The organism is Vibrio sp. EJY3, from assembly GCF_000241385.1.
Classification (GTDB): Bacteria; Pseudomonadota; Gammaproteobacteria; order Enterobacterales; family Vibrionaceae; genus Vibrio; species Vibrio natriegens.
Window position 1 is genome coordinate 687929 of sequence record NC_016613.1, and the last position, 21808, is coordinate 709736.

General features: G+C 44.9%; 15 protein-coding genes. 9 read left to right on the forward strand and 6 right to left on the reverse strand.

Annotated features, from left to right (window positions below):
- Positions 1-27 precede the first annotated feature (27 nt).
- The gene (locus VEJY3_RS03105; RefSeq protein ID WP_014230991.1) at positions 28-1587 is read left to right on the forward strand and encodes an AbgT family transporter; all 1560 of its coding nucleotides are present in this window, start codon (positions 28-30) and stop codon (positions 1585-1587) included.
- Between the two features lie 165 nt (positions 1588-1752).
- Positions 1753-2286 carry a tRNA adenosine(34) deaminase TadA gene (gene tadA / locus VEJY3_RS03110; protein WP_014230992.1) on the forward strand — a complete coding sequence of 178 codons (534 nt, stop codon included), beginning with the start codon at positions 1753-1755 and terminating at the stop codon, positions 2284-2286.
- A gap of 697 nt (positions 2287-2983) precedes the next feature.
- Here the strand turns inward: tadA and mltF are convergent.
- A complete protein-coding gene (mltF, locus tag VEJY3_RS03115) occupies positions 2984-4627 on the reverse strand; it encodes a membrane-bound lytic murein transglycosylase MltF (RefSeq protein WP_014230993.1) in 1644 nt (547 codons plus the stop codon).
- 298 nt (positions 4628-4925) lie between these two features.
- Between mltF and purL the strand changes: the two genes are divergently transcribed.
- The gene (gene purL / locus VEJY3_RS03120; RefSeq protein WP_014230994.1) at positions 4926-8819 is read left to right on the forward strand and encodes a phosphoribosylformylglycinamidine synthase; all 3894 of its coding nucleotides are present in this window, start codon (positions 4926-4928) and stop codon (positions 8817-8819) included.
- A gap of 238 nt (positions 8820-9057) precedes the next feature.
- Here the strand turns inward: purL and VEJY3_RS03125 are convergent, their stop codons facing one another.
- Complete coding sequence (locus VEJY3_RS03125; protein ID WP_014230995.1) at positions 9058-10371, reverse strand: di-heme oxidoredictase family protein; 1314 nt, start codon at positions 10369-10371, stop codon at positions 9058-9060.
- Positions 10371-11831: a regulator of chromosome condensation gene (locus VEJY3_RS03130; RefSeq protein ID WP_014230996.1), complete on the reverse strand. Its 1461-nt coding sequence runs from the start codon at positions 11829-11831 to the stop codon at positions 10371-10373. The genes VEJY3_RS03125 and VEJY3_RS03130 overlap by 1 nt, the downstream gene beginning before the upstream one ends.
- A gap of 498 nt (positions 11832-12329) precedes the next feature.
- Here VEJY3_RS03130 and VEJY3_RS03135 point away from each other — a divergent pair, with 498 nt between their 5' ends.
- Positions 12330-12638, forward strand: a complete 309-nt coding sequence (locus VEJY3_RS03135) for a DUF3622 domain-containing protein (protein WP_014230997.1) — start codon at positions 12330-12332, stop codon at positions 12636-12638.
- An 82-nt stretch (positions 12639-12720) separates the two neighbouring features.
- Here the strand turns inward: VEJY3_RS03135 and VEJY3_RS03140 are convergent, their stop codons facing one another.
- Complete coding sequence (locus VEJY3_RS03140; RefSeq protein ID WP_014230998.1) at positions 12721-13161, reverse strand: hypothetical protein; 441 nt, start codon at positions 13159-13161, stop codon at positions 12721-12723.
- 218 nt (positions 13162-13379) lie between these two features.
- The gene (locus VEJY3_RS03145; protein WP_014230999.1) at positions 13380-14447 is read right to left on the reverse strand and encodes a succinylglutamate desuccinylase/aspartoacylase family protein; all 1068 of its coding nucleotides are present in this window, start codon (positions 14445-14447) and stop codon (positions 13380-13382) included.
- 327 nt (positions 14448-14774) lie between these two features.
- Between VEJY3_RS03145 and VEJY3_RS03150 the strand changes: the two genes are divergently transcribed.
- Entirely contained in the window at positions 14775-15314 is a 540-nt protein-coding gene (locus VEJY3_RS03150) for a DUF3332 domain-containing protein (protein WP_014231000.1), read from the forward strand.
- Positions 15315-15393: 79 nt separating this feature from the next.
- Here VEJY3_RS03150 and VEJY3_RS03155 read toward each other — a convergent pair whose 3' ends face one another.
- The gene (locus tag VEJY3_RS03155) at positions 15394-16866 is read right to left on the reverse strand and encodes an aminoacyl-histidine dipeptidase (protein WP_014231001.1); all 1473 of its coding nucleotides are present in this window, start codon (positions 16864-16866) and stop codon (positions 15394-15396) included.
- A 1009-nt stretch (positions 16867-17875) separates the two neighbouring features.
- On the opposite strand from VEJY3_RS03155, the gene VEJY3_RS03160 reads away from it, so the two are divergent.
- The 4 genes from VEJY3_RS03160 (at position 17876) to crl (ending at position 21735) form a co-directional block, all read left to right on the forward strand.
- On the forward strand, positions 17876-19165 hold the full coding sequence (locus VEJY3_RS03160) for an NCS2 family permease (protein WP_014231002.1): 1290 nt from the start codon (positions 17876-17878) through the stop codon (positions 19163-19165).
- A gap of 265 nt (positions 19166-19430) precedes the next feature.
- Positions 19431-19895: an oxytetracycline resistance phosphoribosyltransferase domain-containing protein Tet(34) gene (tet(34), locus tag VEJY3_RS03165; RefSeq protein WP_014231003.1), complete on the forward strand. Its 465-nt coding sequence runs from the start codon at positions 19431-19433 to the stop codon at positions 19893-19895.
- A gap of 91 nt (positions 19896-19986) precedes the next feature.
- A complete protein-coding gene (gene frsA / locus VEJY3_RS03170; protein WP_014231004.1) occupies positions 19987-21234 on the forward strand; it encodes an esterase FrsA in 1248 nt (415 codons plus the stop codon).
- Between the two features lie 111 nt (positions 21235-21345).
- Positions 21346-21735, forward strand: a complete 390-nt coding sequence (gene crl, locus VEJY3_RS03175; RefSeq protein WP_014231005.1) for a sigma factor-binding protein Crl — start codon at positions 21346-21348, stop codon at positions 21733-21735.
- Positions 21736-21808 lie beyond the last annotated feature (73 nt).

Below are 21808 nucleotides of genomic sequence, written 5' to 3' on the forward strand. Positions count from 1 at the left end.
ACCAACATCATTCATTATGGAGTTACCATGAGTAACCAAGCAATTAATAAGGCGCCATCTTCTAAGCCGAGTGGGATGGATCGCTTTCTAAACTTTATTGAGCGTGCAGGTAACAAAATTCCTGATCCTGCGATTTTGTTTTTTTGGGCACTAGTCATTACCTGGGCGGCATCCGCACTTTTATCGAATGTCTCTTTCGACCTTGTAAACCCTAGAACTGGTGAAACTTTAATCATCACTAACTTGTTGACAGGGGAAGCGTTGGCTAGCTTCCTTGCAAATATGGTGACGACATTCACTGGCTTTGCACCACTAGGTATCGTATTGGTCGCTATGTTGGGTGTGGGTGTTGCTGACTCTTCAGGCTTTATCACCACGGGCCTTAAGAAGATGCTGAGCTTTACACCTGCGAAGCTTCTTACTCCAATGCTTATTCTGGTTGCTATTGTATCGCATACTGCAGCAGACGCTGGCTACGTTCTGGTTATCCCTCTGGGTGGTATTATTTTCCATGCAGCAGGCCGTCATCCTCTAGCGGGTATTGCGGCAGCGTTCGCGGGTGTATCAGGTGGTTTCTCTGCAAACTTTATTCCTTCTGGTATCGACCCACTGTTGGCTGGTTTCACGCAAACAGCAGCACAAGTTCTCGATCCTGAATACGTTGTTAACCCTCTAGCAAACATCTTCTTTACTGGTATCTCATCAGTAATCATTGTGGCTATCGGTTGGTACGTTACTGAGAAAATTATTGAGCCTCGTTTAGCGAAAACCCCAGTAGATGAAGATGCAGAAGCCGCTCCTGACCTAGGTTCATTCTCTGAAATTGAATCAAAAGCATTCCGCTACGCGGGTTGGTCGATGCTGGCTGGTATTGCTCTTCTTGTTGTGGCGTTAATTCCTGAAACTTCAGCATTACGCTCACCTGAAGGCGAGATTACAGCATTCTCAGCACCAATCATGAAGTCGATCGTTCCACTGATCTTCATTCTGTTTATCATCCCTGGTTACGTATACGGTAAAGTTTCTGGTACATTCAAATCCAGCAACGACATCATTAAGGCGATGGCAGACACCATGTCGACGATGGGTGCTTACATCGTTATGTCTTTCTTCTGTGCTCAGTTCCTATCAGCATTTGCTCAGTCAAACATTGGTACGATGCTGGCGCTATACGGCGCTGAAGGTCTGAAAGCAATGAACCTTCCGGGTGAAGCTACGATCATTGGTATGATTCTGCTAACGGCTTCGGTAAACCTGCTTATTGGTTCTGCGTCCGCGAAATGGGCACTAATTGGTCCAATTCTGGTTCCTATGCTGATGGCGGTTGGTATCTCTCCTGAGTTGTCTCAGGCGGCATACCGTGTTGGTGACTCTGTATCGAACATCATTTCACCTCTGATGGTATTCTTCCCACTAGTGGTGGTGTACTGTCAGCGTTACGTGAAGTCGACCGGTATTGGTACGCTTGCATCACTAATGATGCCATTCTCGATCGCTATGCTGATCGGCTGGTCAATCTTCCTGATTGTTTACTGGATGATTGGTATTCCTCTGGGTATTCAAGCGCCGTACACTTACACCATGTAAGTCGTAACAGCTTAAATCTGAAAGCGCAGATCGCAAGGTCTGCGCTTTTTTTATTCTTTCTTTTTTGATGGGGAAAGAGGAACAGGTAATCTCTAACGTGACTGTAGCGTGTCGAAAGTTAGTGGTAATATTGGCCTGTCGCACATTCACTAATCTGGAGTCCCTTTGTCAGACCTTCAATTTACTCCTCAAGACGAACAATTTATGCGTAGAGCCATCGAATTGGCTGAGCTGGCTGAAGCGGAAGGAGAGGTGCCTGTTGGAGCCGTCTTAGTAAAAGATGGAGAGGTTATTGCAGAGGGCTGGAACCGCTCTATTTGTACTCATGACGCGACTGCCCATGCAGAAATTCAGACTCTGCGCAAAGCGGGACAAGTATTAGAGAACTATCGTTTATTGGATACTACGCTTTATGTGACATTAGAACCTTGCCCGATGTGTGCTGGAGCGCTGTTACACAGCCGTGTTAAGCGAGTGGTATTCGGTGCGCCGGACCTGAAAGCCGGGGCAGCAGGGACAGTGTTAAACCTGTTCGAAAGTCAGGCAGCATACCATTATGCAATGGTTGAAAAAGGGCTCTTAGAAGCCGAGTGCCGAGATCAGCTCCAAGCTTTTTTTAAACGCCGCCGTAAAGAGATTAAGGCAAAGAAGCAGGCTGAAAAAGCGTTACAGAGTGATCAGACAAAAAATGGGAATTAAGGAAGAGAGATTCAGCAAACATCTACGTTCGGGTAGATGTTTGCTTCTTGATCAGTGATTCACTAAGTGAATGAAAACACGATGGCGTTCACTGATTTTCTTTTTCATGCTCGTCAGTTTGCGCTTACGACGAATTGCCGCCACTGTATTATGCAAACGCTTTGACTGAACCTTACGTCTTCTCATATTCTAAACCTCTAGCAGACAAGACTACGAACACCCTCAAGTAGACACTGATTGTGTCTAACTAACCTAAACTCATCGTTATCACGTTAAACAATTCACTTGTTCATACACAACGTATTCAACCCCACTTACACAAACGTGGAGTGTAGTTGGCGTCCAGTTAGGCATGGGAAATTGCAACACTGATAATGGGCCGAGCGTCATCGATGTAATTTTCAATCGCAATGACGTTCATATCCCGACCTCAGATTAGTGGACAACCATTAGATGACATTCTAATAATCAGCGTCATGTTTAATCGGGAGAGGGTAGCCAGCCGAGTATATTGCGCTCAAAATATCTAAATAACGTTTAAATATTAAGTGGTTACAATATTGGTCATTAAGTTTGTTTGCACTTACTTTATGATGCTGACCGAACTCGGAAAGATCGATTCTAGATAAGTTTGTTCAAAGACTCAACAAAAAATGACGAGCTATTCACTCGCCATTTTTAATTCGATGTTTGAGCCTTATTCGGGTTCGACTTCTGACGTTGTTTGGTTTTCTTCTGTCGTACCAGAAGCGCCTGAAACCTCCGGCTTTTCATCCTCTATCTGTTCTGTTGTTGGTTCCGATACACTCTCTACTGCGCCCGATACTGTCTCAGCGATACTTTCTACTGCACCTGACGTGAGGGTGTCGGGATTAAGCGGTGGGATGACTTGCAGATCTTCAGTGCTTTCATCGGTAGCTGGCTTCTGACTGACGTGGCCGATAATTGACTGATAGTAACGACGAATATTTTCAACGTAATTACGCGCCTCATCTCCTCGGGCATAACCGTAACGCGTTTGGCTGTAGAAACGCTTTTGACGCAGTAATGGTAGCCTGTCTTTTACGTCCGCCCACGCATTGGGATCGCCGCCCTGAGCTTTTGTCAGGCGTCGAGCGTCCAGCATATGACCATAGCCAATGTTATAAGACGCCAGTGCGAACCAAATCTTTTCATGATCGCTAATCGTTTCGGGTACGCGAGCGACAATCCGGCGCAGGTACTCGACACCACCACGAATAGATTGCTCAGGATCGAGACGGTTGGTCACGCCGACGCTTTTCGCCGTAGGTAAGGTGAGCATCATCATGCCGCGCACGCCAGTTGGAGACTTCGCTTTTGGTTTCCAATGAGATTCTTGATAAGCCAACGCTGCGATTAAGCGCCAATCAAACTCTTCGCTGTACTTTTGGAATAGGGGAGACCATTTAGGGAGTTTGTCATCCAGTGCACGAATGAAAGCCCGAGTATCCACATAATCAAAGGCTTCAATATGGCCAATGTATTTTTCTTCCAAGGAGGCGAGTTCACCCGATTGCTTGATGTTGCCGAAAAACTCTATCAGCATCGCGTATAAGCTTTCATCTTCGGAACGGCGGGTAAACCAAGACACCGGTTGGTCTTCCGTTAACTCAAATGCTAAAGCTAAATCTGGGTAAAGGCGCTGGGCCAGTGAAAGCTCAACTGAGTCCGTCACCGTGAAGCGCAATTCGCCTGTGGATACGCGTTTCAGCAAATCTCTGGTATCTGCATTGCCAACGATTTCAAACTGTAGCTCAGGATACTGCTTTTTTAATGCCGTTAGTGTCGGAACATATTGTGATTGCTCGACGATTTGCAGTGTATTAGCTGCCGCGTTGCTATCGGCATCGGCTTCGTCAGCCTGAGTCGCTTGATATTTTATCAATCGCTCAATACTACGAGGCCTCAGCTGCCCCTTTTTATACACGACTTGCTGGCTGACATAGTAGTAGGCAGGGCCAGGTCGAAAACGCTTTACCGCTTGAGAAGTCTGGTTCAAACCTGTGGCAATAATATCAATGTCGCCTTTCTTGAGTGCCGGAAAAAGATCGGCTTGGCGAAAAGCGGGTTTAATTTCTAGCTTCACCCCGAGTTCTTCTGCGAACTGACGTGCAAGCTCATAATCCAGGCCGGCAGGGCCATCGGGACCTATGTAATAAGAGAGCTGGTTATTCAGTGTGCCAACTCGAAGAACGCCACGTTCCTGGATTTTTTGGAATTCACTTTTTGGGGTCGACTCAATTTGGCAGGCAGAAAGTAGTAGCACAGAAGCGAAAAGTAGGACGCTGCGCTTAAGTCGGTTGAGCTGGCTAATTTGCATTAATTGGTACTTCTCGAGAAATTTCTAACTACCTTTATATCAAAGGGAAGTGGTGGGGCAAAGGGAATCGCACACATAGAGTGCGACATTGCGTGTTTTATCGACATTTTGGTTATAATTCAAATTTGATAAAAAAATTGACGCAAACGGTTGCTTTTGGTGTTACATCACAAAAACAATTGCTATATAATGCGCTCGCAAAGGAGAGGTGGAATCGGTATAAGTTCGGCTTTTTACGCCTAAGTGGCTGAATTTATTCCAATATCACCTTAATCAATTGCATAAGAGACCTAAGCACATGAGAATTTTGCGTGGCTCCCCAGCTCTTTCTGAGTTCCGTGTTAACAAACTATTGGAACTTTGTCGTGAACAAGATCTGCCTGTAACCGGCATTTACGCCGAGTTTATGCACTTTGCGGATCTAAAATCTGACCTTGATGACCAAGAGTTAGAAAAGCTTGAAAAGTTGCTGACTTACGGTCCAACGATCGAAGAGCACGAGCCTGAAGGTCTTCTACTTCTTGTTACGCCTCGTCCTGGCACTATTTCGCCTTGGTCTTCTAAATCTACCGATATTGCTATCAACTGTGGTCTGGACAATGTTAAGCGTCTGGAGCGTGGTACAGCGTACTACGTAGAAACGTCTGCGACACTTTCTGATGCTCAAATCGACACAGTTAAAGCCCTAATCCACGACCGCATGATGGAAACGGTGTTTACCGAGCTTGAAGCCGCTTCTGCACTATTTACTGTGGCAGAGCCAGCTCCAGTGGCGCACGTTGATATCTTAGCTGGTGGTCGTCTTGCGCTTGAAGAAGCAAACGTTTCACTTGGCTTGGCGCTAGCAGAAGATGAAATTGATTACTTAGTAGAGAACTTCACTAAGTTAGGTCGTAATCCAAACGACATCGAGTTGATGATGTTTGCTCAGGCGAACTCGGAGCACTGTCGTCATAAGATCTTTAATGCAGACTGGACTATCGATGGCGTAGACCAAGAGAAGTCTCTGTTTAAGATGATCAAAAACACATTTGAAACGACGCCAGACCACGTTCTGTCTGCTTACAAAGATAACGCAGCGGTAATGACAGGTTCTAAAGTTGGTCGTTTCTTCCCAGATCCTAAATCACGTCAATACACTTACCACCATGAAGATGCGCACATCTTGATGAAGGTAGAGACGCACAACCACCCAACAGCAATCTCTCCATGGCCAGGTGCTTCAACAGGTTCTGGTGGTGAAATCCGTGACGAAGGCGCGACCGGTATCGGTGGTAAACCAAAAGCGGGTCTGGTTGGTTTCACAACATCTAACTTACGTATCCCTGGCTTTGAACAGCCTTGGGAAACCGACTTTGGCAAGCCAGGTCGAATCGTAAACGCATTAGATATCATGCTTGAAGGCCCTCTGGGTGGCGCAGCATTCAACAACGAATTTGGTCGTCCAAACCTATTAGGCTACTTCCGTACCTACGAAGAGAAAGTGACTTCTCACGCAGGTGAAGAAATTCGTGGTTACCACAAGCCAATCATGATTGCTGGTGGTATGGGTAATATCCGTGACGAACACGTACAGAAGAAAGAGATCCCAGTAGGTGCGAGCCTAATCGTACTTGGTGGTCCTGCAATGAACATCGGTCTTGGTGGTGGCGCTGCGTCTTCAATGGCGTCTGGTCAGTCAGCAGAAGATCTGGACTTTGCTTCAGTACAGCGTGAAAACCCAGAGATGGAACGTCGTTGTCAGGAAGTTATCGACCGTTGTTGGCAGCTAGGTGAAGAGAACCCAATCGCATTTATCCACGATGTGGGCGCGGGCGGTATCTCTAACGCACTTCCTGAGCTTTGTGACGATGGCGAGCGTGGCGGTAAGTTCCAGCTACGTGATGTACCAAATGATGAATTGAGCATGAGCCCGCTGGAAATCTGGTGTAACGAATCTCAGGAACGTTACGTTCTTGCAGTTGCGCCAGAACATATGGAAGCATTCGATGCAATCTGTAAGCGTGAGCGTGCACCTTACGCAGTGGTTGGTGTGGCAACAGAAGAACGTCATCTGACACTAGAAGACTCTCACTTCGACAACACGCCAATTGATATGCCAATGGATATCTTGCTTGGTAAAACACCGAAGATGCACCGTGAAGCAACGACATTGAAAGTAGATAGCCCAGCGATTGCACGTGACGGTATTGAAATCAACGAAGCGGCAGATCGCGTTCTTCGTCTACCAACGGTTGCAGAGAAAACGTTCCTGATTACTATCGGTGACCGCTCTGTTACAGGTTTGGTTGCTCGTGACCAGATGGTTGGTCCTTGGCAGGTTCCTGTAGCGAACTGTGCAGTTACGGCGGCAAGTTACGACACATACCACGGTGAAGCGATGTCGATGGGTGAGCGTACTCCGGTTGCTCTACTAGACTTCGGCGCGTCTGCTCGTCTGGCGGTTGGTGAGTCACTAACTAACATCGCGGCGACTGACATCGGTGATATCAAGCGCATTAAACTCTCTGCGAACTGGATGTCTCCAGCGGGTCACCCAGGTGAAGATGCAGGTCTTTACGAAGCAGTGAAAGCTGTGGGCGAAGAGCTATGTCCGGCGCTAGGTTTGACTATCCCTGTTGGTAAAGACTCAATGTCGATGAAGACCAAGTGGGAAGAAAATGGTGAAAGCAAAGAAGTTACTTCGCCACTATCGCTAGTAATCACTGCGTTTGGCCGTGTTGAAGACGTACGTAAGACAGTAACGCCTCAGCTACGCACTGACAAAGGTGATTCTTCACTTGTTCTTGTTGACCTGGGTAACGGCAAAAACCGTCTGGGTGCAACAGCACTGGCACAGGTTTACAAGCAACTTGGTGACAAGCCTGCAGACGTAGACAACGCAGAACAGCTAAAAGGCTTCTTCGATGCAATGCAAACACTGGTTCGTGATGACAAGCTTGTTGCTTACCACGATAAAGGTGACGGCGGTCTGTTTGTAACACTTGCTGAGATGGCATTCGCTGGTCACTGTGGTGTGAAAGCGAACATCGAAGGTCTGGGCGAAGATGCGCTGGCAGTTCTATTTAACGAAGAGCTAGGTGCAGTTGTTCAGGTTAAGAACGAAGAGCTGGATTCAGTTCTGTCTACGCTAGCAGCGAATGGCTTAGAAGCATGTTCACATGTGATTGGTTCTGTTGAAGCTTCAGACAACTTTGTTATCACGTCTGGTGATGCAGTTGTACTTGAGCGTTCACGTACTGAACTACGTGTTATCTGGGCAGAAACAACGCACAAAATGCAGGCTCTACGTGATAACCCAGCATGTGCAGACCAAGAATTTGAAGCGAAGAAAGACAACACGGACCCAGGTCTGAACGTATCTCTAAGCTTTGATGTGAATGAAGATATCGCAGCACCTTACATTGCGAAAGGCGCGAAACCTAAGATGGCGATTCTTCGTGAGCAAGGTGTTAACTCTCACGTTGAAATGGCAGCGGCATTTGACCGTGCTGGCTTTGAAGCAACCGACATCCACATGAGCGATATTCTGACAGGCCAAGCGGTACTTGATGAATACCAAGGTCTGGTAGCGTGTGGTGGTTTCTCTTACGGTGACGTACTAGGTGCGGGTGAAGGTTGGGCGAAGTCTATCCTGTTTAACGCACAAGCTCGTGAGCAGTTCCAAGCGTTCTTCAACCGTGAAGAGACATTCTCTCTAGGTGTGTGTAACGGTTGTCAGATGCTTTCTAACCTGAAAGAACTTATCCCGGGTGCAGACTTGTGGCCACGTTTTGTTCGCAACGAATCTGAGCGTTTTGAAGCACGCTTTAGTCTGGTTGAAGTACAGAAGTCTGATTCTGTGTTCTTCGACGGCATGGCTGGCTCACGTATGCCTATCGCGGTTTCTCACGGTGAAGGTCGTGTAGAAGTACGTGACGGTGAGCACCTAAACGCAATTGAAGCGTCAGGTACTGTAGCACTGCGTTACGTTGATAATAACGGTAACCCAACGCAACAATACCCGAACAACCCGAATGGTTCGCCAAATGCGATTACCGGTCTGACTACAGCAGATGGCCGTGTAACCATTATGATGCCTCACCCAGAGCGTGTATTCCGTACGGTTGCAAACTCTTGGTCTCCAGAAGGCTGGGGTGAAAACGGCGCTTGGATGCGTATGTTCCAAAACGCACGTAAGAACATCGGTTAATTCTGTTTTTTATATAAACAGCTAACAAACCGTAAAGCGCAGATCGAAAGGTCTGCGCTTTTTGTTTTTACCAACCAAACTCTCACCAAGAGTATGCTCGATAGTGTCTTTGAAATTTTGATGGTGATGACTTCTGCTTCTGGGTATGAGTGACTGGTTTACAGCGTATTTTCTGGTTGTTACGCAATAAAAAATGCCAGTAAGCAATTGCTTACTGGCATTTAAACGCGGCTGTTAGCTAAATGGAGCGAAGGAAATCTAAGAGTAACTGTTTGTCTTCTTTAGTTAGCTCTACAAACGCTTGTTTAGCGGATTGCGCTTCTCCGCCATGCCACAAAATAGCACTTTGCAGATCTTCAGCGCGACCATCATGTAAAAATCGGCTCTGACCATCACCTTCGATAAGACCAAGTCCCCATAAGGGTGGGGTTTTCCATTCTGCTGGTTCTGCACTGCCTTCTTTCACACCATCGCTTAAGTCAGCTCCCATATCGTGCAATAACAAATCTGTATATGGATAGAAGGTTTGATTGCTTAAAATAGGGAAACGAGAGACTTCACCTGTCGTCAGTGACTCTCGATGGCAAGCGTTGCAGCCTACATCCATAAACAGCTTTCGACCTTGCTGGAAAGCAATGCTGCTTCCGTTGCGTCGTTCAGGCACTGCAAGAATGGTCAAGAAGTCATTAATTGCTTCGAGTGAAGCATCGGATACTTCCGGCGAACCGCCAGATGGCATCAATTCGCAAACCTCTTGTTGTTCAGTACAAGGCTCTGCAGGGTTGTAGCTGGATGTGAGTCCCATATCCTGATGGAAAGCACCTGCTACTTGGCTTTCTAAAGTACAGTGAACGCCTTTCCAGCCGAAACGTCCGATACATGTTTCTAGCTGATGTGCCCGTCCTGAAATACCATCAGAGTTACTGTCTTCGATATCTTGATAGTCAAGAATGACTGATTCTGGAACCAAATCCAGCAACCCCATGCCAATCAGCTGTGGTGAGAGGCGAGGCCCTAAAGACACCCCTTCCGCGAGAGGATTCATTGCATCATTTAGATGAAAGAGAATTTCGTCACTGCTGCCTTTAGTCCAAGTCACGGAGCCTTCTGGAGACCCATCGGCAGAAAAAGTTTGCAACTGTCCACCAAGGAATGGGTCGACGGCACCGTTTTTATCTGCCAAGCGGAATAAAATGCCGTCTCCTGTACTGCCATCACTTTTCAGTGATTCAGCTCTGGCTGATGTTTCATGACAACCTGTACATGAATCCGTTATTGCTAAAGGGCCGAAACCATCGAGCAGTTCACGGCTTCCGGGAGCAGGAAGCCATGTAGCGATGAACAGCTCCCTGCCTTGAGAGGCTCCGTGATAGTCTTGGATGTCCAATTCAGGAATAAATTGCAAAAAGCCGTTGTTTGCATCATAGCTAACAGTGGCTACGCCACCTGCTGGCCCAAGTTCAACGTATGCTGGCTGATCTTCTGATTGTGACGATGAACCGTCACAACCAAAAAGCCAAATACTGCACAGAAATAATAAAGACTTTTTCATCATTTCACTTTCTGTGGCAGAGAGTAGCCCCAAGCATTAATTGGATTAGGGATCCCTAATGACCCTTCAAAGCTCCAGCCCCAAGTGAACAATACGCTGTCGAATCTTAGAGCCACGGTGTGTAATGCGCCAGCACCGATGTCTAATACCGAAGATAGGTCTGTAATTGCAACCGTCGGAGCGATAGGGCTCTCATCAGTTTCTAGTCCTAATGTACCCATACCATTGTTACCCCACGGGTATATTTGGCCATCTGATCTTTCAACAAAGCTTTGGTTGCCGTTTGCCCAAACCATGACGCCATCTTCAACCCAAGGTAATACTGTTGCTTCATAAAGCTCTCTTGGCCATGATTCGTCCTCATCATTACCTAATTGATTGCTTGCGTTCAGACCCCAACCATAAAGCTGACCACTTGCCCCAATTGCAATGACATGTGCTTTACCCGCTGAAAATGAGGTGATTTTCTCAGGTAAGTTAATCAGAGTAGGGATAAGGATATCTTCAATATAGTCTTGTCCTTGTGCGATCTGACCATTGTTGTTTTGCCCCCATCCGTATAGGTTGCCGTTAATATCCAGTGCGTAAGTACTGTCTGATCCAGCTTCAATTTGAATAATATCTGATATCTCAACTTGTAGCGGGAAGTCGGAGTCCTCTAGCGAGTTGTTACCTAATTGTCCTTTGTCGTTTTCACCAAAGGTATACACTTGGCCTAGTTCGTCGAGAACTACAGTGTGGTCATATCCACGAGCGACAGAAATAATATTCTCCAAAGAGGATATTTTTTGCGGACTTAATACATCTTCTTCGCTCAATATGTCATCGTCTTCACCCAAACCAAGTTGGCCTCCGTCGCCGTCACCCCAAGCCCAAACCTGACCTGTGCTATCAAGTGCAATAGAGGCATTTTGGTTGAATGCCAATGATACAAATGAGATGGCTTGTTCCTCGCTAATAACGGTCAGTTCCGTTGGAGTGGTTGGGTGGTTTTCTTCATCAAGAGTACTGACATACCCGTGGCCAGTTTGTCCTTTGTTATTACGACCCCAAGTCCATAGTTTTCCGTCTAAGATAGCGCCACTATGAGCGCCGCCAGCAGATACTTGATGACCGAAATAGACTTGATCTTCCAATGATGTTTGATTGCCTAGTGAATCCGTTGCCGTCACGGTGTAGTTATTTAAGCCCGGTACCAAGTTGATCTTTAGTGAAAAGTTTTGGCCATCGAAGTCAGCATAATGAACAGTACCATTGATTGAAACGGTCACTGACTCTACGCCGTCAGTGTCGCTACTGGTCCCAGAAACGGTTGTTTCCGAAGCATAGGTACTATGGGCATCCCACGATTTGGTTAGTTGAGTATCTGGTCCAGAGTTAGCAGTGGTCGCTTCGTCATTAGAATCGCAACCTGCAAGGGCAGTAACGAGTACTGCCAAAAGTGTCTTTGTTAATTTCATTTGATAATCTAACTGAGAATTGTTTTTATTACGGCTGGTTATATATGTTTTTTAGAGTAATTAATCCATATGGATGATGGTTTATTGTGTTTCTCTTCACATTTTTAACCTGCTCTTAACTCGGTTGGGTTAAATTTAACCGTGTCAGTCTTACTAGTTTCTGCATATATTCCCTTGATTGCATCACTGCACTTGTATGGACACTGAGAATTTAAAGTGGTCAAAGTGAAATTACTTTGTGGGTTTTAAGCGGGGCGTATACGGAATTGCGGAGTGGCGTATTTCTTTGAAAAAATCAAATGAGCTTGAGTCGCGTTGTTATCATGGCTATTCCCCATGAATCGCTGAAGTTAAAAAAGTAAGGAAAAAATTTGCAGCCAACAACGGTGATTTATGCTCTAATACCGCGCTTACCAAGGGATGGTGTTAAACAGCTCAGCTTAGATGGAGTTATCAAGTTGACCGAATCCCTGATTAATCCCTTAGGAAATGAATTAAATGTCAAAAAATCAAAAATTTGCTATCCGCGTAACTGAAAAACGTAACGGCTGGAGCGCAGAGATCACTCGCCAAGTAACTTCTCGTAAAACTGTAGTATCAAAGCGTGAAACTGGTTTTGAAAGTGAAGAGAAAGCTCAAGCTTGGGCTGAACAAGAGCTGGCTGGTTTTGTTCAAAACCAAGTAGTTCGCAACGAACGTAAAGCAGCGCAACGTCAAGAGCGTGAAGCTGAGCAACTTGCAGCTAAAGTTCGTAAAGAAGAAGCTCGTAAAGCGCGTGATGCTGAAGCAGAAGCTGACGAAGAATAAGACTTCGATTTAGACAAGTTAACTTGTGATGTTAAAAAGCCCTGACGTATTGTTCAGGGCTTTTTTATAGGTGTTATGTTAGTCAAAAACAGTCCGATGAGATTGAAAGGCTGATTGAACCTTCTGATGGTGTTGAGAACTGCTGGTTGCCTGGCAATAAATTTGGCGAATTGGCATAAACGCGATGCGATACTTTTACCTTGGGTGAATGTACTGGCGGTAAATCGAAATGATGTAAGCCATCGGACAGATCGGTCGCTTCACCGTAGTCAAAATTATCTATAGCTGCAGATCGGTTTTTAACATATTGACAGTGATCTGGTTTGCCATCTTCGCGCCAGATTACCCCTGTGGATTTAGCCTCTGTATCTAACTGCGCTGCAACGGGATGGGCGTAGTGATCGTCATAAGATGACTGCTGGTTTTGTTCTTGTAAGTATTGGGCGATAAGGTCTGATGACTGGGCAAAACTGTACGTAGAGAATACGAAACTCATCAGAGTAATAGAAAAGGTTTTGTACATAGTATGAATGCAAGCAAATACAGGTATCATACAAATAAATAAAACACTGTGCAATTGTGTTTCTTTGCACGAGGTATCTCTGTTGGGAGTTGAGAGCTAGTCAGAGGCTAACTTTTGTTTTAATAGCTTGGCAATCTGATGAGGAAGCATAGTTTTACTTTTGGGAGGGAAAAGCCCAGCGTTAACACAACTAGGCTTCGATTTTCTAACTTTGTACTTTACTGAACGTCGAGTGGGATTTGACCAGTCGTGACTTGTTCAACATCATACTCGTTCAGCTCTTCAATATAGTTTTCCACGGCTTGACCAACTTCATCGTCACCATGTTTGAAGTAAGACAGGTGGAAAATAGCATCACCTTCATTTACTAAAGGTAGTGTGTGTTGGCCAATGACCAGACCGCTTTTAGGCGCGGTGAGTTCAAGCTCAATATGCCCGAGGGGAGAACTGATATAGGCGAGAGTTTCACCTTGTTCAACTTTATCTCCCAAATTCACCACAGTACGCAAAATGCCATTTCCTGGTGAACGAACCCAACTGGTGGATTTCGCGATCACTGGCTCTGGGAATTTTTTACGGCTTGCACGCAGCATACCTATTGCCTGCATAACACGGCGAATACCCAACACACCTGCACTGATTGAGAGAGGATCAAAGCGTAACGCTTCGCCGGCTTCGTAGGTGAGCACCGGAATATCACATTTTTCCGCTTCACTGCGCAAAGATCCGTCGCGCAATGCTGAGTCGATGATGACTGGGGTGGAAAAGGCTTTCGCTATTCGTAATGTTTCCGGGTTACTAAGATTCGCCCGTACTTGTGGCAGGTTGGTACGATGGATAGCACCAGTGTGTAAATCAATAATATAGTTGCAACGTTTCGCGATGTTATTAAAGAAGCCATATGCCATTCTCGATGCGAGCGCGCCTTTCTCACTACCCGGAAAGCAACGGTTGAGATCGCGTCGGTCTGGTAAGTAACGAGACTTATGGATAAATCCGAATACGTTCACTATTGGAACAGCAATAACTGTGCCTTTCAGCTTCTGTGGATCTAATTGGTTAATCATCTGACGTACTATTTCAACGCCGTTGAGCTCATCCCCATGAATGGCAGCGTTAACCATCAGTACTGGGCCGTCTTGTTTTCCGTGGATGATTTCTACGGGAATCGACAAAGGAGAGTGCGTATAAAGCTGTGCGGCTTCGAATTCGATCTCTAATCGCTGACCTGGTTGTACTTGATATCCGAGGAGCTCAAAGGTTTTGCTTCTTTTACTTCTAACCATAAAACCATCTCTTTCCAATAGTTTTTCAACAATGTAACAATCGCGTCATAATCAAACTAATCATTTTGATTAAGGATACGACAAATTATTTTAATTAACGCGAGTAATCAGTCTTGTGTGAGATTTATGTTGTAAATATGACGCCAGTTATAACGGTTTTATCTTGTTATTTCTATATATTGGCAGGTAACTATTTAGCCTCTAACTAATTGAGTCTTAAAAGTAATAATAAAACTTTTAGTGACAAAATATGGCTTTTTTCCTCATTTTTATTTAGCTAATATCCGCGCCGGATTTTGACCGAATAAACTCTACTCTGAGGTTTTGATGAAAAAGGCAATAGCTAAAATTGGCGTAATGACTGCTGTGGCAGTTGCGCTTTCAGGTTGTGTGGGCAGTAATGCAGTGACTGGTTATGTTATGGGCTTTAACTTAAAAGCTGTCGATAACCGTTATGCTCGTGGTGGTCTGAACATGCTTATGGCACCCGTTTATGGTGTAGCGATCGCAGCTGATTATATCGTATTTAACTCATTGGAATTTTGGACAGGTAAAAACCCGTTAAACGGTAAGCCGCATATTTTTGATTCTAAGGTGGACACTTACATTGATGTAAACCACCAATTAGATAAGTCTCTGACTACTGCTCCAATTAGCCCTCTTGCGAATAATCGCGTGATTGAGCAAGGCCAAATGGAACAAATCGACGAAAACACCATTCAAATGGACATTACTTACAGTAATGGTGACAAAGCATTGTTGACTGGCGTACGTGAAGGCGACTTTGTCACTTACTACATTGATGGTGAAGTGGTAGCTAAGACTTCAATGGATGAGTTGGCAGCCTACGCACAAACGCGTGTGTAATCAGCTAGCATCATCTGCAATAAAAAAGGGTGCGATTGCACCCTTTTTTGACTTTATCTTATTTTCACGCAATAAGTGATTATGCTTTTTCAGGAATCGCTTCCAAAAGAGTGACCATTTGATCCCAAAATAGTTGAACGGTATCGATCTTCACTTTTTCGTCAGGAGAGTGAGGGAATTTGATCGTAGGACCAAAAGATACCATGTCCATATTAGGGTAAGGCTCTTTAAATAGGCCACACTCCAGACCTGCATGGATCACCATGATGTTTGGTTTGTGACCGTAGATACCTTCGTACATGTCGCGGAAGATTGCCATGATCTCTGAATCTGCATCTGGTTTCCAGCCAGGGTAGGCACCTGAGAACTCGATTTGAGCGCCAGCCAGTTCCGCAACAGAATGCAGCATACCAACCACTTGGCTACGACCAGAATCAATCAAAGAACGGATTAGACACAGTACGGTTACTTTGTTCTCTTCGGTGGTGATGACACCCACGTTCAAAGAGGTTTCTACGACACCTTCAATCTCGTCACTCATACGAATAACGCCGTTTGGACATGCATTAAGCGCCGCGATGAAGCGCTGTTGGTCTGCAGAAGCAAACGCTTGAGCGTCGGTTGCAATCTCTTCGTTGAAAGTAACAATACCGGTTTCTACTTTACCTAGCTCTGCTTTCAGTAGCTCAGTGTAGTAGTTGAATAACTCTGCAAGCTTGTCTTGGTTTTCTGCTGGAAGTGCAACAGTAACGAATGCTTCACGAGGAATCGCATTACGCAAGCTACCACCGCGGAATTCAACCAAGCGAAGGTCTAATTCACGAGCGTGACCTGCCAGGAAGCGACCCAGTAATTTGTTGGCATTGCCGCGACCCGTGTGAATATCACAACCAGAGTGGCCGCCTTTTAAGCCTTTTAGTGTTAGTTGGCGAGTGACAAAGCCTGCTGGGATCGCATCACGAGTAATATCGAATGTCATTGCACCGTCGATACCGCCAGCACAACCCATGTAGACTTCACCTTCTTGCTCAGAGTCGGTGTTTAGCAGGATTTCACCTTCTAACCAGCCAGACTCAAGCCCGAATGCGCCTGTCATGCCTGCTTCTTCATCAATGGTCAGCAGCACTTCAATCGGGCCATGCTTAATGTCGGTAGAAGCAAGAACCGTAAGACAAGATGCCATACCGATGCCGTTGTCAGCTCCGAGAGTAGTGCCTTTTGCGGTTACCCATTCACCATCGATGTATGGTTGAATTGGATCTTGAGTAAAGTCGTGGTCAGTGTCTTCGTTCTTTTGCGGCACCATGTCGATGTGTGCTTGAAGAACCACACCTTTTTTGTTTTCCATACCTGGAGTGGCTGGCTTTTTGATGAAGACGTTACCAGTAGGATCACGGCGTACGTCAAATCCTTGCTCTGTTGCCCAACCGATAATGTATTGTGCCAGTGCTTCCTCATGCTTCGATGGATGAGGGATAGAACAAATCTTATCGAAAAAGCGCCAAAGTGGAGTGGGTGACAAGGTACTGATTTCAGAATGGAATTCAGACACGGAAAGCTCCTTTTTATCTATATTTCCAGATATGCATTGTGAAAATTACATATGGTTAGCATAAACTGCTAGTGCCATCTGGCTTGAATAGCCCAAGGATACCACCTGAAGAACGCGACTAGTAGTCGGTGACCGCACGATTTCTTTCAGTATTGTCACAGTTTATGAATGAGAATCACGACACAATGAGATTTTTGTCATATTTCCTCACACGTTTATTTATAAAAGTGTAATTTAGTTACATTAATCGCAATTTATCTGTGTGTTGGACTAATTTTTGTGATTTGAGTCACTAAAGATCTTGTAATAAAATTTCTTGGTGGTATATTTATAACCATCTTCAGAGAGAAGAATAAAATGCTCAAAGGATGAGTCCGTTAATCGCCTCCAAGGAACTGAGAATCAACGACTGCATTAATTGATTAAGAAGGTGATAGTTATGAAAGGTTTACCAAGTACAATGTTCTGGAATAGCAAATCTGTATATACCGGTAACTTTGTATACCCAACAAGCTTTGGCTACTAAGTAAGTTGTCAACGCATGTGACTTGAACAGTTTGTTCACCCCTATAATTTGGAATTTTTTTTCAGTAATAGTTCTGACATGATTCGCCGCCACTCATTTTGAGTGGCGTTTTTTTATGTTCTTTTTCGTGGCTTGTCTAAAAATTCATCACTAAGTGCCAATTCCCTTATCGCTTGTCCTGTCTAATGCGATATCTTCACGCAATACGCTCTAAAAGCTAACTAGAAATCGAGCTTTCCTTTTGAAAGTTTAGAACATTGTTCAGTTTGTATTCTTTGTACGTTTTGTGTCCTAACTCGCTAGTCATTGTTTATTAAGTCTTAATTTTTTTTCGTGTGAAGAATCCTAGCGAATGGGTTTCATATCCTGCAAAAAAATCCATTTAGAGTGAAGATTCTATCTAGAATTTGCTATTTGATAACTTTATAATTCACACAATCGATTACGCAACCGTTTACTTTTTACCTTTAACAGGATTCGATCATGCTCGAAAGGCTCTTTAAGCTCAGTGAAAATGGCACAAATGTGCGCACTGAGATCATCGCAGGTGTTACTACCTTCCTGACCATGGCTTACATCATCTTTGTAAACCCAGCTATCCTATCTGACACAGGCATGGATCGTGGCGCTATTTTTGTAGCAACCTGTCTTGCTGCGGCCATTGGCTGTTTCATTATGGGTTTGGTAGCAAACTACCCAATCGCACAGGCTCCGGGTATGGGGCTTAACGCGTTCTTTACCTACTCTGTAGTATTGGGAATGGGTTACACATGGCAAGTGGCACTGGCTGCCGTATTTGTCTCTGGTGTTTTGTTCATTCTATTAAGTGTGTTCAAGATCCGCGAATGGATCATCAACTCAATTCCTCACTCTCTACGTACTGGTATTTCAGCGGGTATCGGTCTGTTCCTTGCGTTTATTGCACTAAAAAATGCAGGTATCGTAGTTGATAACCCAGCGACACTGGTTTCGATGGGTAATATTACGTCGTTACCATCAGTACTTGCTGCAATCGGCTTCTTCCTGACGATTTCGCTTGTTCACCGTGGTGTGAAAGGTGCGGTAATGATTGCCATTCTTGGTGTGACTGCACTAGGCCTACTTTTCGGTGACGTTCAGTGGGGCGGTGTGATGTCGACACCACCAAGTATTGCTCCTACGTTTTTACAACTAGACTTCTCTGGCTTGTTTGAAGTTGGCATGATCTCCGTTGTGTTTGCTTTCCTATTCGTTGACTTGTTCGACACTGCAGGTACGCTGGTTGGCGTTTCTCAAAAAGCAGGTCTAACCGACGAAAACGGTAACATTCCTCGCCTGAATAAAGCTTTGCTTGCTGATTCAACTGCAACTTCGGTAGGTGCTCTACTGGGTACATCAAACACCACTTCTTACATTGAGAGTGTTGCGGGTGTAGCTGCTGGTGGTCGTACTGGTCTGACGGCTGTGGTTGTTGGCGTACTATTCCTACTGGCTCTATTCTTTTCACCTCTTGCAGGTATGATTCCAGCATACGCAACATCAGGCGCTCTATTTTACGTAGCGATCCTAATGCTGTCTGGCTTAGTAAGTATCGATTGGCGTGACCTGACTGAAGCGTCACCAGTGGTTGTTACTTGTCTGGTTATGCCACTGACTTTCTCAATTGCTGAAGGTATCACTCTAGGTTTTATCGCTTACTCTGCTATCAAGCTATTTAGTGGTAAAGGTCGTGATGTATCGCTCAGTGTTTGGGTGATGTCAGCCATCTTTATCGTGAAATACCTTGTAGGTTAATTCTATTTGGTTCCAAGCCAGTGAGGACATCTGTTCTTACTGGCTTTTTATTTTGATTTTGTTCACCGAAATCGATGTTTCTGCGCTCTATGTGGAGAAATTTGATATCACCATTGGTATTAATATTAGCTTTCGGTAGAATAATCGTTTGCGCTGCTTTAAGCCCCGCCTCAAATTTAGTTTGAGAGCTTAGTGAATATGTCGTTTATCCGCCTTTTTCACTGAATATTGGGGATACATATTTTTAAATTATTAGGTTATTACAATGAGTAAAAAATTCATTATCACTTGGGATGCGATGCAGACTTACTGTCGTGAACTGGCTGAAAAGCAAATGCCAGCTGAGCAGTGGAAAGGTATCTGGGCAGTAAGCCGTGGCGGTCTGGTTCCTGGTGCAATTCTGGCTCGCGAACTGGGCATTCGTTACGTTGATACTATCTGTATTTCAAGCTACGACCATGACCATCAGCGTGATATGTCTGTGCTAAAAGCACCAGAAGGTGACGGTGAAGGTTACCTAATCGTTGAAGACCTAGTAGATAGCGGTGATACAGCACGTCAATTGCGTGAAATGTACCCTAAAGCAAAAATGATTGCAGTATGCGCTAAGCCATCAGGTAAAGAGCTTCTTGATGACTACGTTGTTGATATTGAGCAAGATACTTGGATCGAGCAGCCGTGGGATATGTCTATCCAGTACGTTGAGCCGGTAAACCGCAAGCAAAAATAATTGCAGTCAAAGAATATTGAGAAATGCCCCTGTTTAGGGGCATTTTTTTTATTATCATTGTAAATATTGCAAATAGTCTAGAGCGCTTCGTATGCCGGAAGATATCAGTAAAAACCTATCCGAAACTTTGTTTGTCAAACACAAGCAAGCCAAAGAAACCTCGGCATTGACTCAGTACATGCCAACTAGCCAGAAAATCCTTGATGAAAGAGAAGAGCAGGGAGATAGTGCCTGGTATCGTCATTTACTCCGTCTGCAATGGGCATGGCAAGGTGTACCTCCTATCGATATAGAATCGGTATTATCTAAAATAGCGTCATCAAAGCACTCTCGTACTAAAGATGAATGGTTAGATACCGTTATGGGTTACCACAGTGGAAACTGGACGTTCGAGTGGATCAAGTTGGGCATGGAGCATCAAAAGCGCTCTGAAAATTTGCAAGGAGAAGCAGCTGCTGATGAGCTTTTTACTGCCTCTTTGTGTTTCAGTATCGCTGGCTACCCGCATTTAAAGAACGATAATTTAGCGTTGCAGGCTCAAGTACTGGCCAACAAAGCGTATTCGGAAGGGGCAGAGAAAACCCAATACACGATCAAACAAATTGAAGTGCCGTACCAGAATCGCAAAATTATTGCGAATTTACATCTGCCTAGAACGGATAAACAATTGCCTGTGGTGATGGTTAGTGCGGGGTTGGATAGTCTGCAAACTGACATGTGGCAACTGTTCCGTCATCATTTTGCGCCGAAAGATATTGCGATGCTAACGGTTGATATGCCTTCGATTGGACACAGTTCACACTGGCCTCTAACTGAAGACACAAGCTGTATCCATCAGGCAGTCTTGAATGAGCTCTATTCGATTCCTTACGTTGATCACCATAAAGTGGGTTTAGTTGGATTTCGCTTTGGCGGCAATGCAATGGTTCGTCTCTCATTTCTTGAGCAGGAAAAGATCAAAGCCTGCGTTGCGATGGGCGCGCCTGTACACGATCTTTTTACCTCGTCTCAAAAATTACAGCAGATGCCGAAAATGTACCTGGATTTATTGGCATCACGATTAGGCAAGAGTGCGGTAGACATCAACAGCATGGCAGGGCAAATGAAAGCCTGGTCGTTGAAAGTTCAAGGCTTTCTAACCAACCGTAGAACGAAGGTGCCAATTCTGGCATTGGGCTTGGAAGGCGATCCGGTCTCACCACATAGTGATAACCAGTTAGTTGCATTGTTTAGTCAGTATGGACAGGCGAAAAAAATCAGCGCCAAGTCTATTTCAAAAGGTTATGAGCAATCCCTCGATTTGGCCATAAAGTGGTTGGAAGATGAATTATTAAGATGACAAACCTTCCCATTGAGTTAAAGTGAATACCTGAGCAAAAATTAAGCTCATGATAATCAAATAATAATCATTCTTGAGTATTCACTTTTTATTATGGAAACGGAGATTCATATGCCAGAGACGACTCAGGGGCCAACTCACTTTCGCTTGATGTCTAAGTTAAAGGCGATAGGGCCTTATCTACGAGAACCGCAATCAGAAGAAGGTCGTTACTATTTTGATTGTTTGTCGGTGTGCGTCGACGATAAGAAATCACCAGAAAAACGAGAGTTTTGGGGCTGGTGGATGGACTTAGAGGCCATCGAAGGGGGCTTTACTGCCAAATACCACATTGGCAAATACAATAAAGAAGGGCAATGGGACTCGGAAGCGTTGCCTAAAAAATCGGTAGAGGAAGTTTACTTAACACAAAGTACCTTCCATCAGAAACTGGTCGATACCCTCGAAGAGCATTTCAAATTAGAGGTTGAATACCATACAGAGTCGTTTGACTTTGCTTGATTCAGCCCTTTTTCTTCGCTGAAAAACAAAAAGGTGCGTTTTCGCACCTTTTCTCTTGTTAAATCCCAATTTG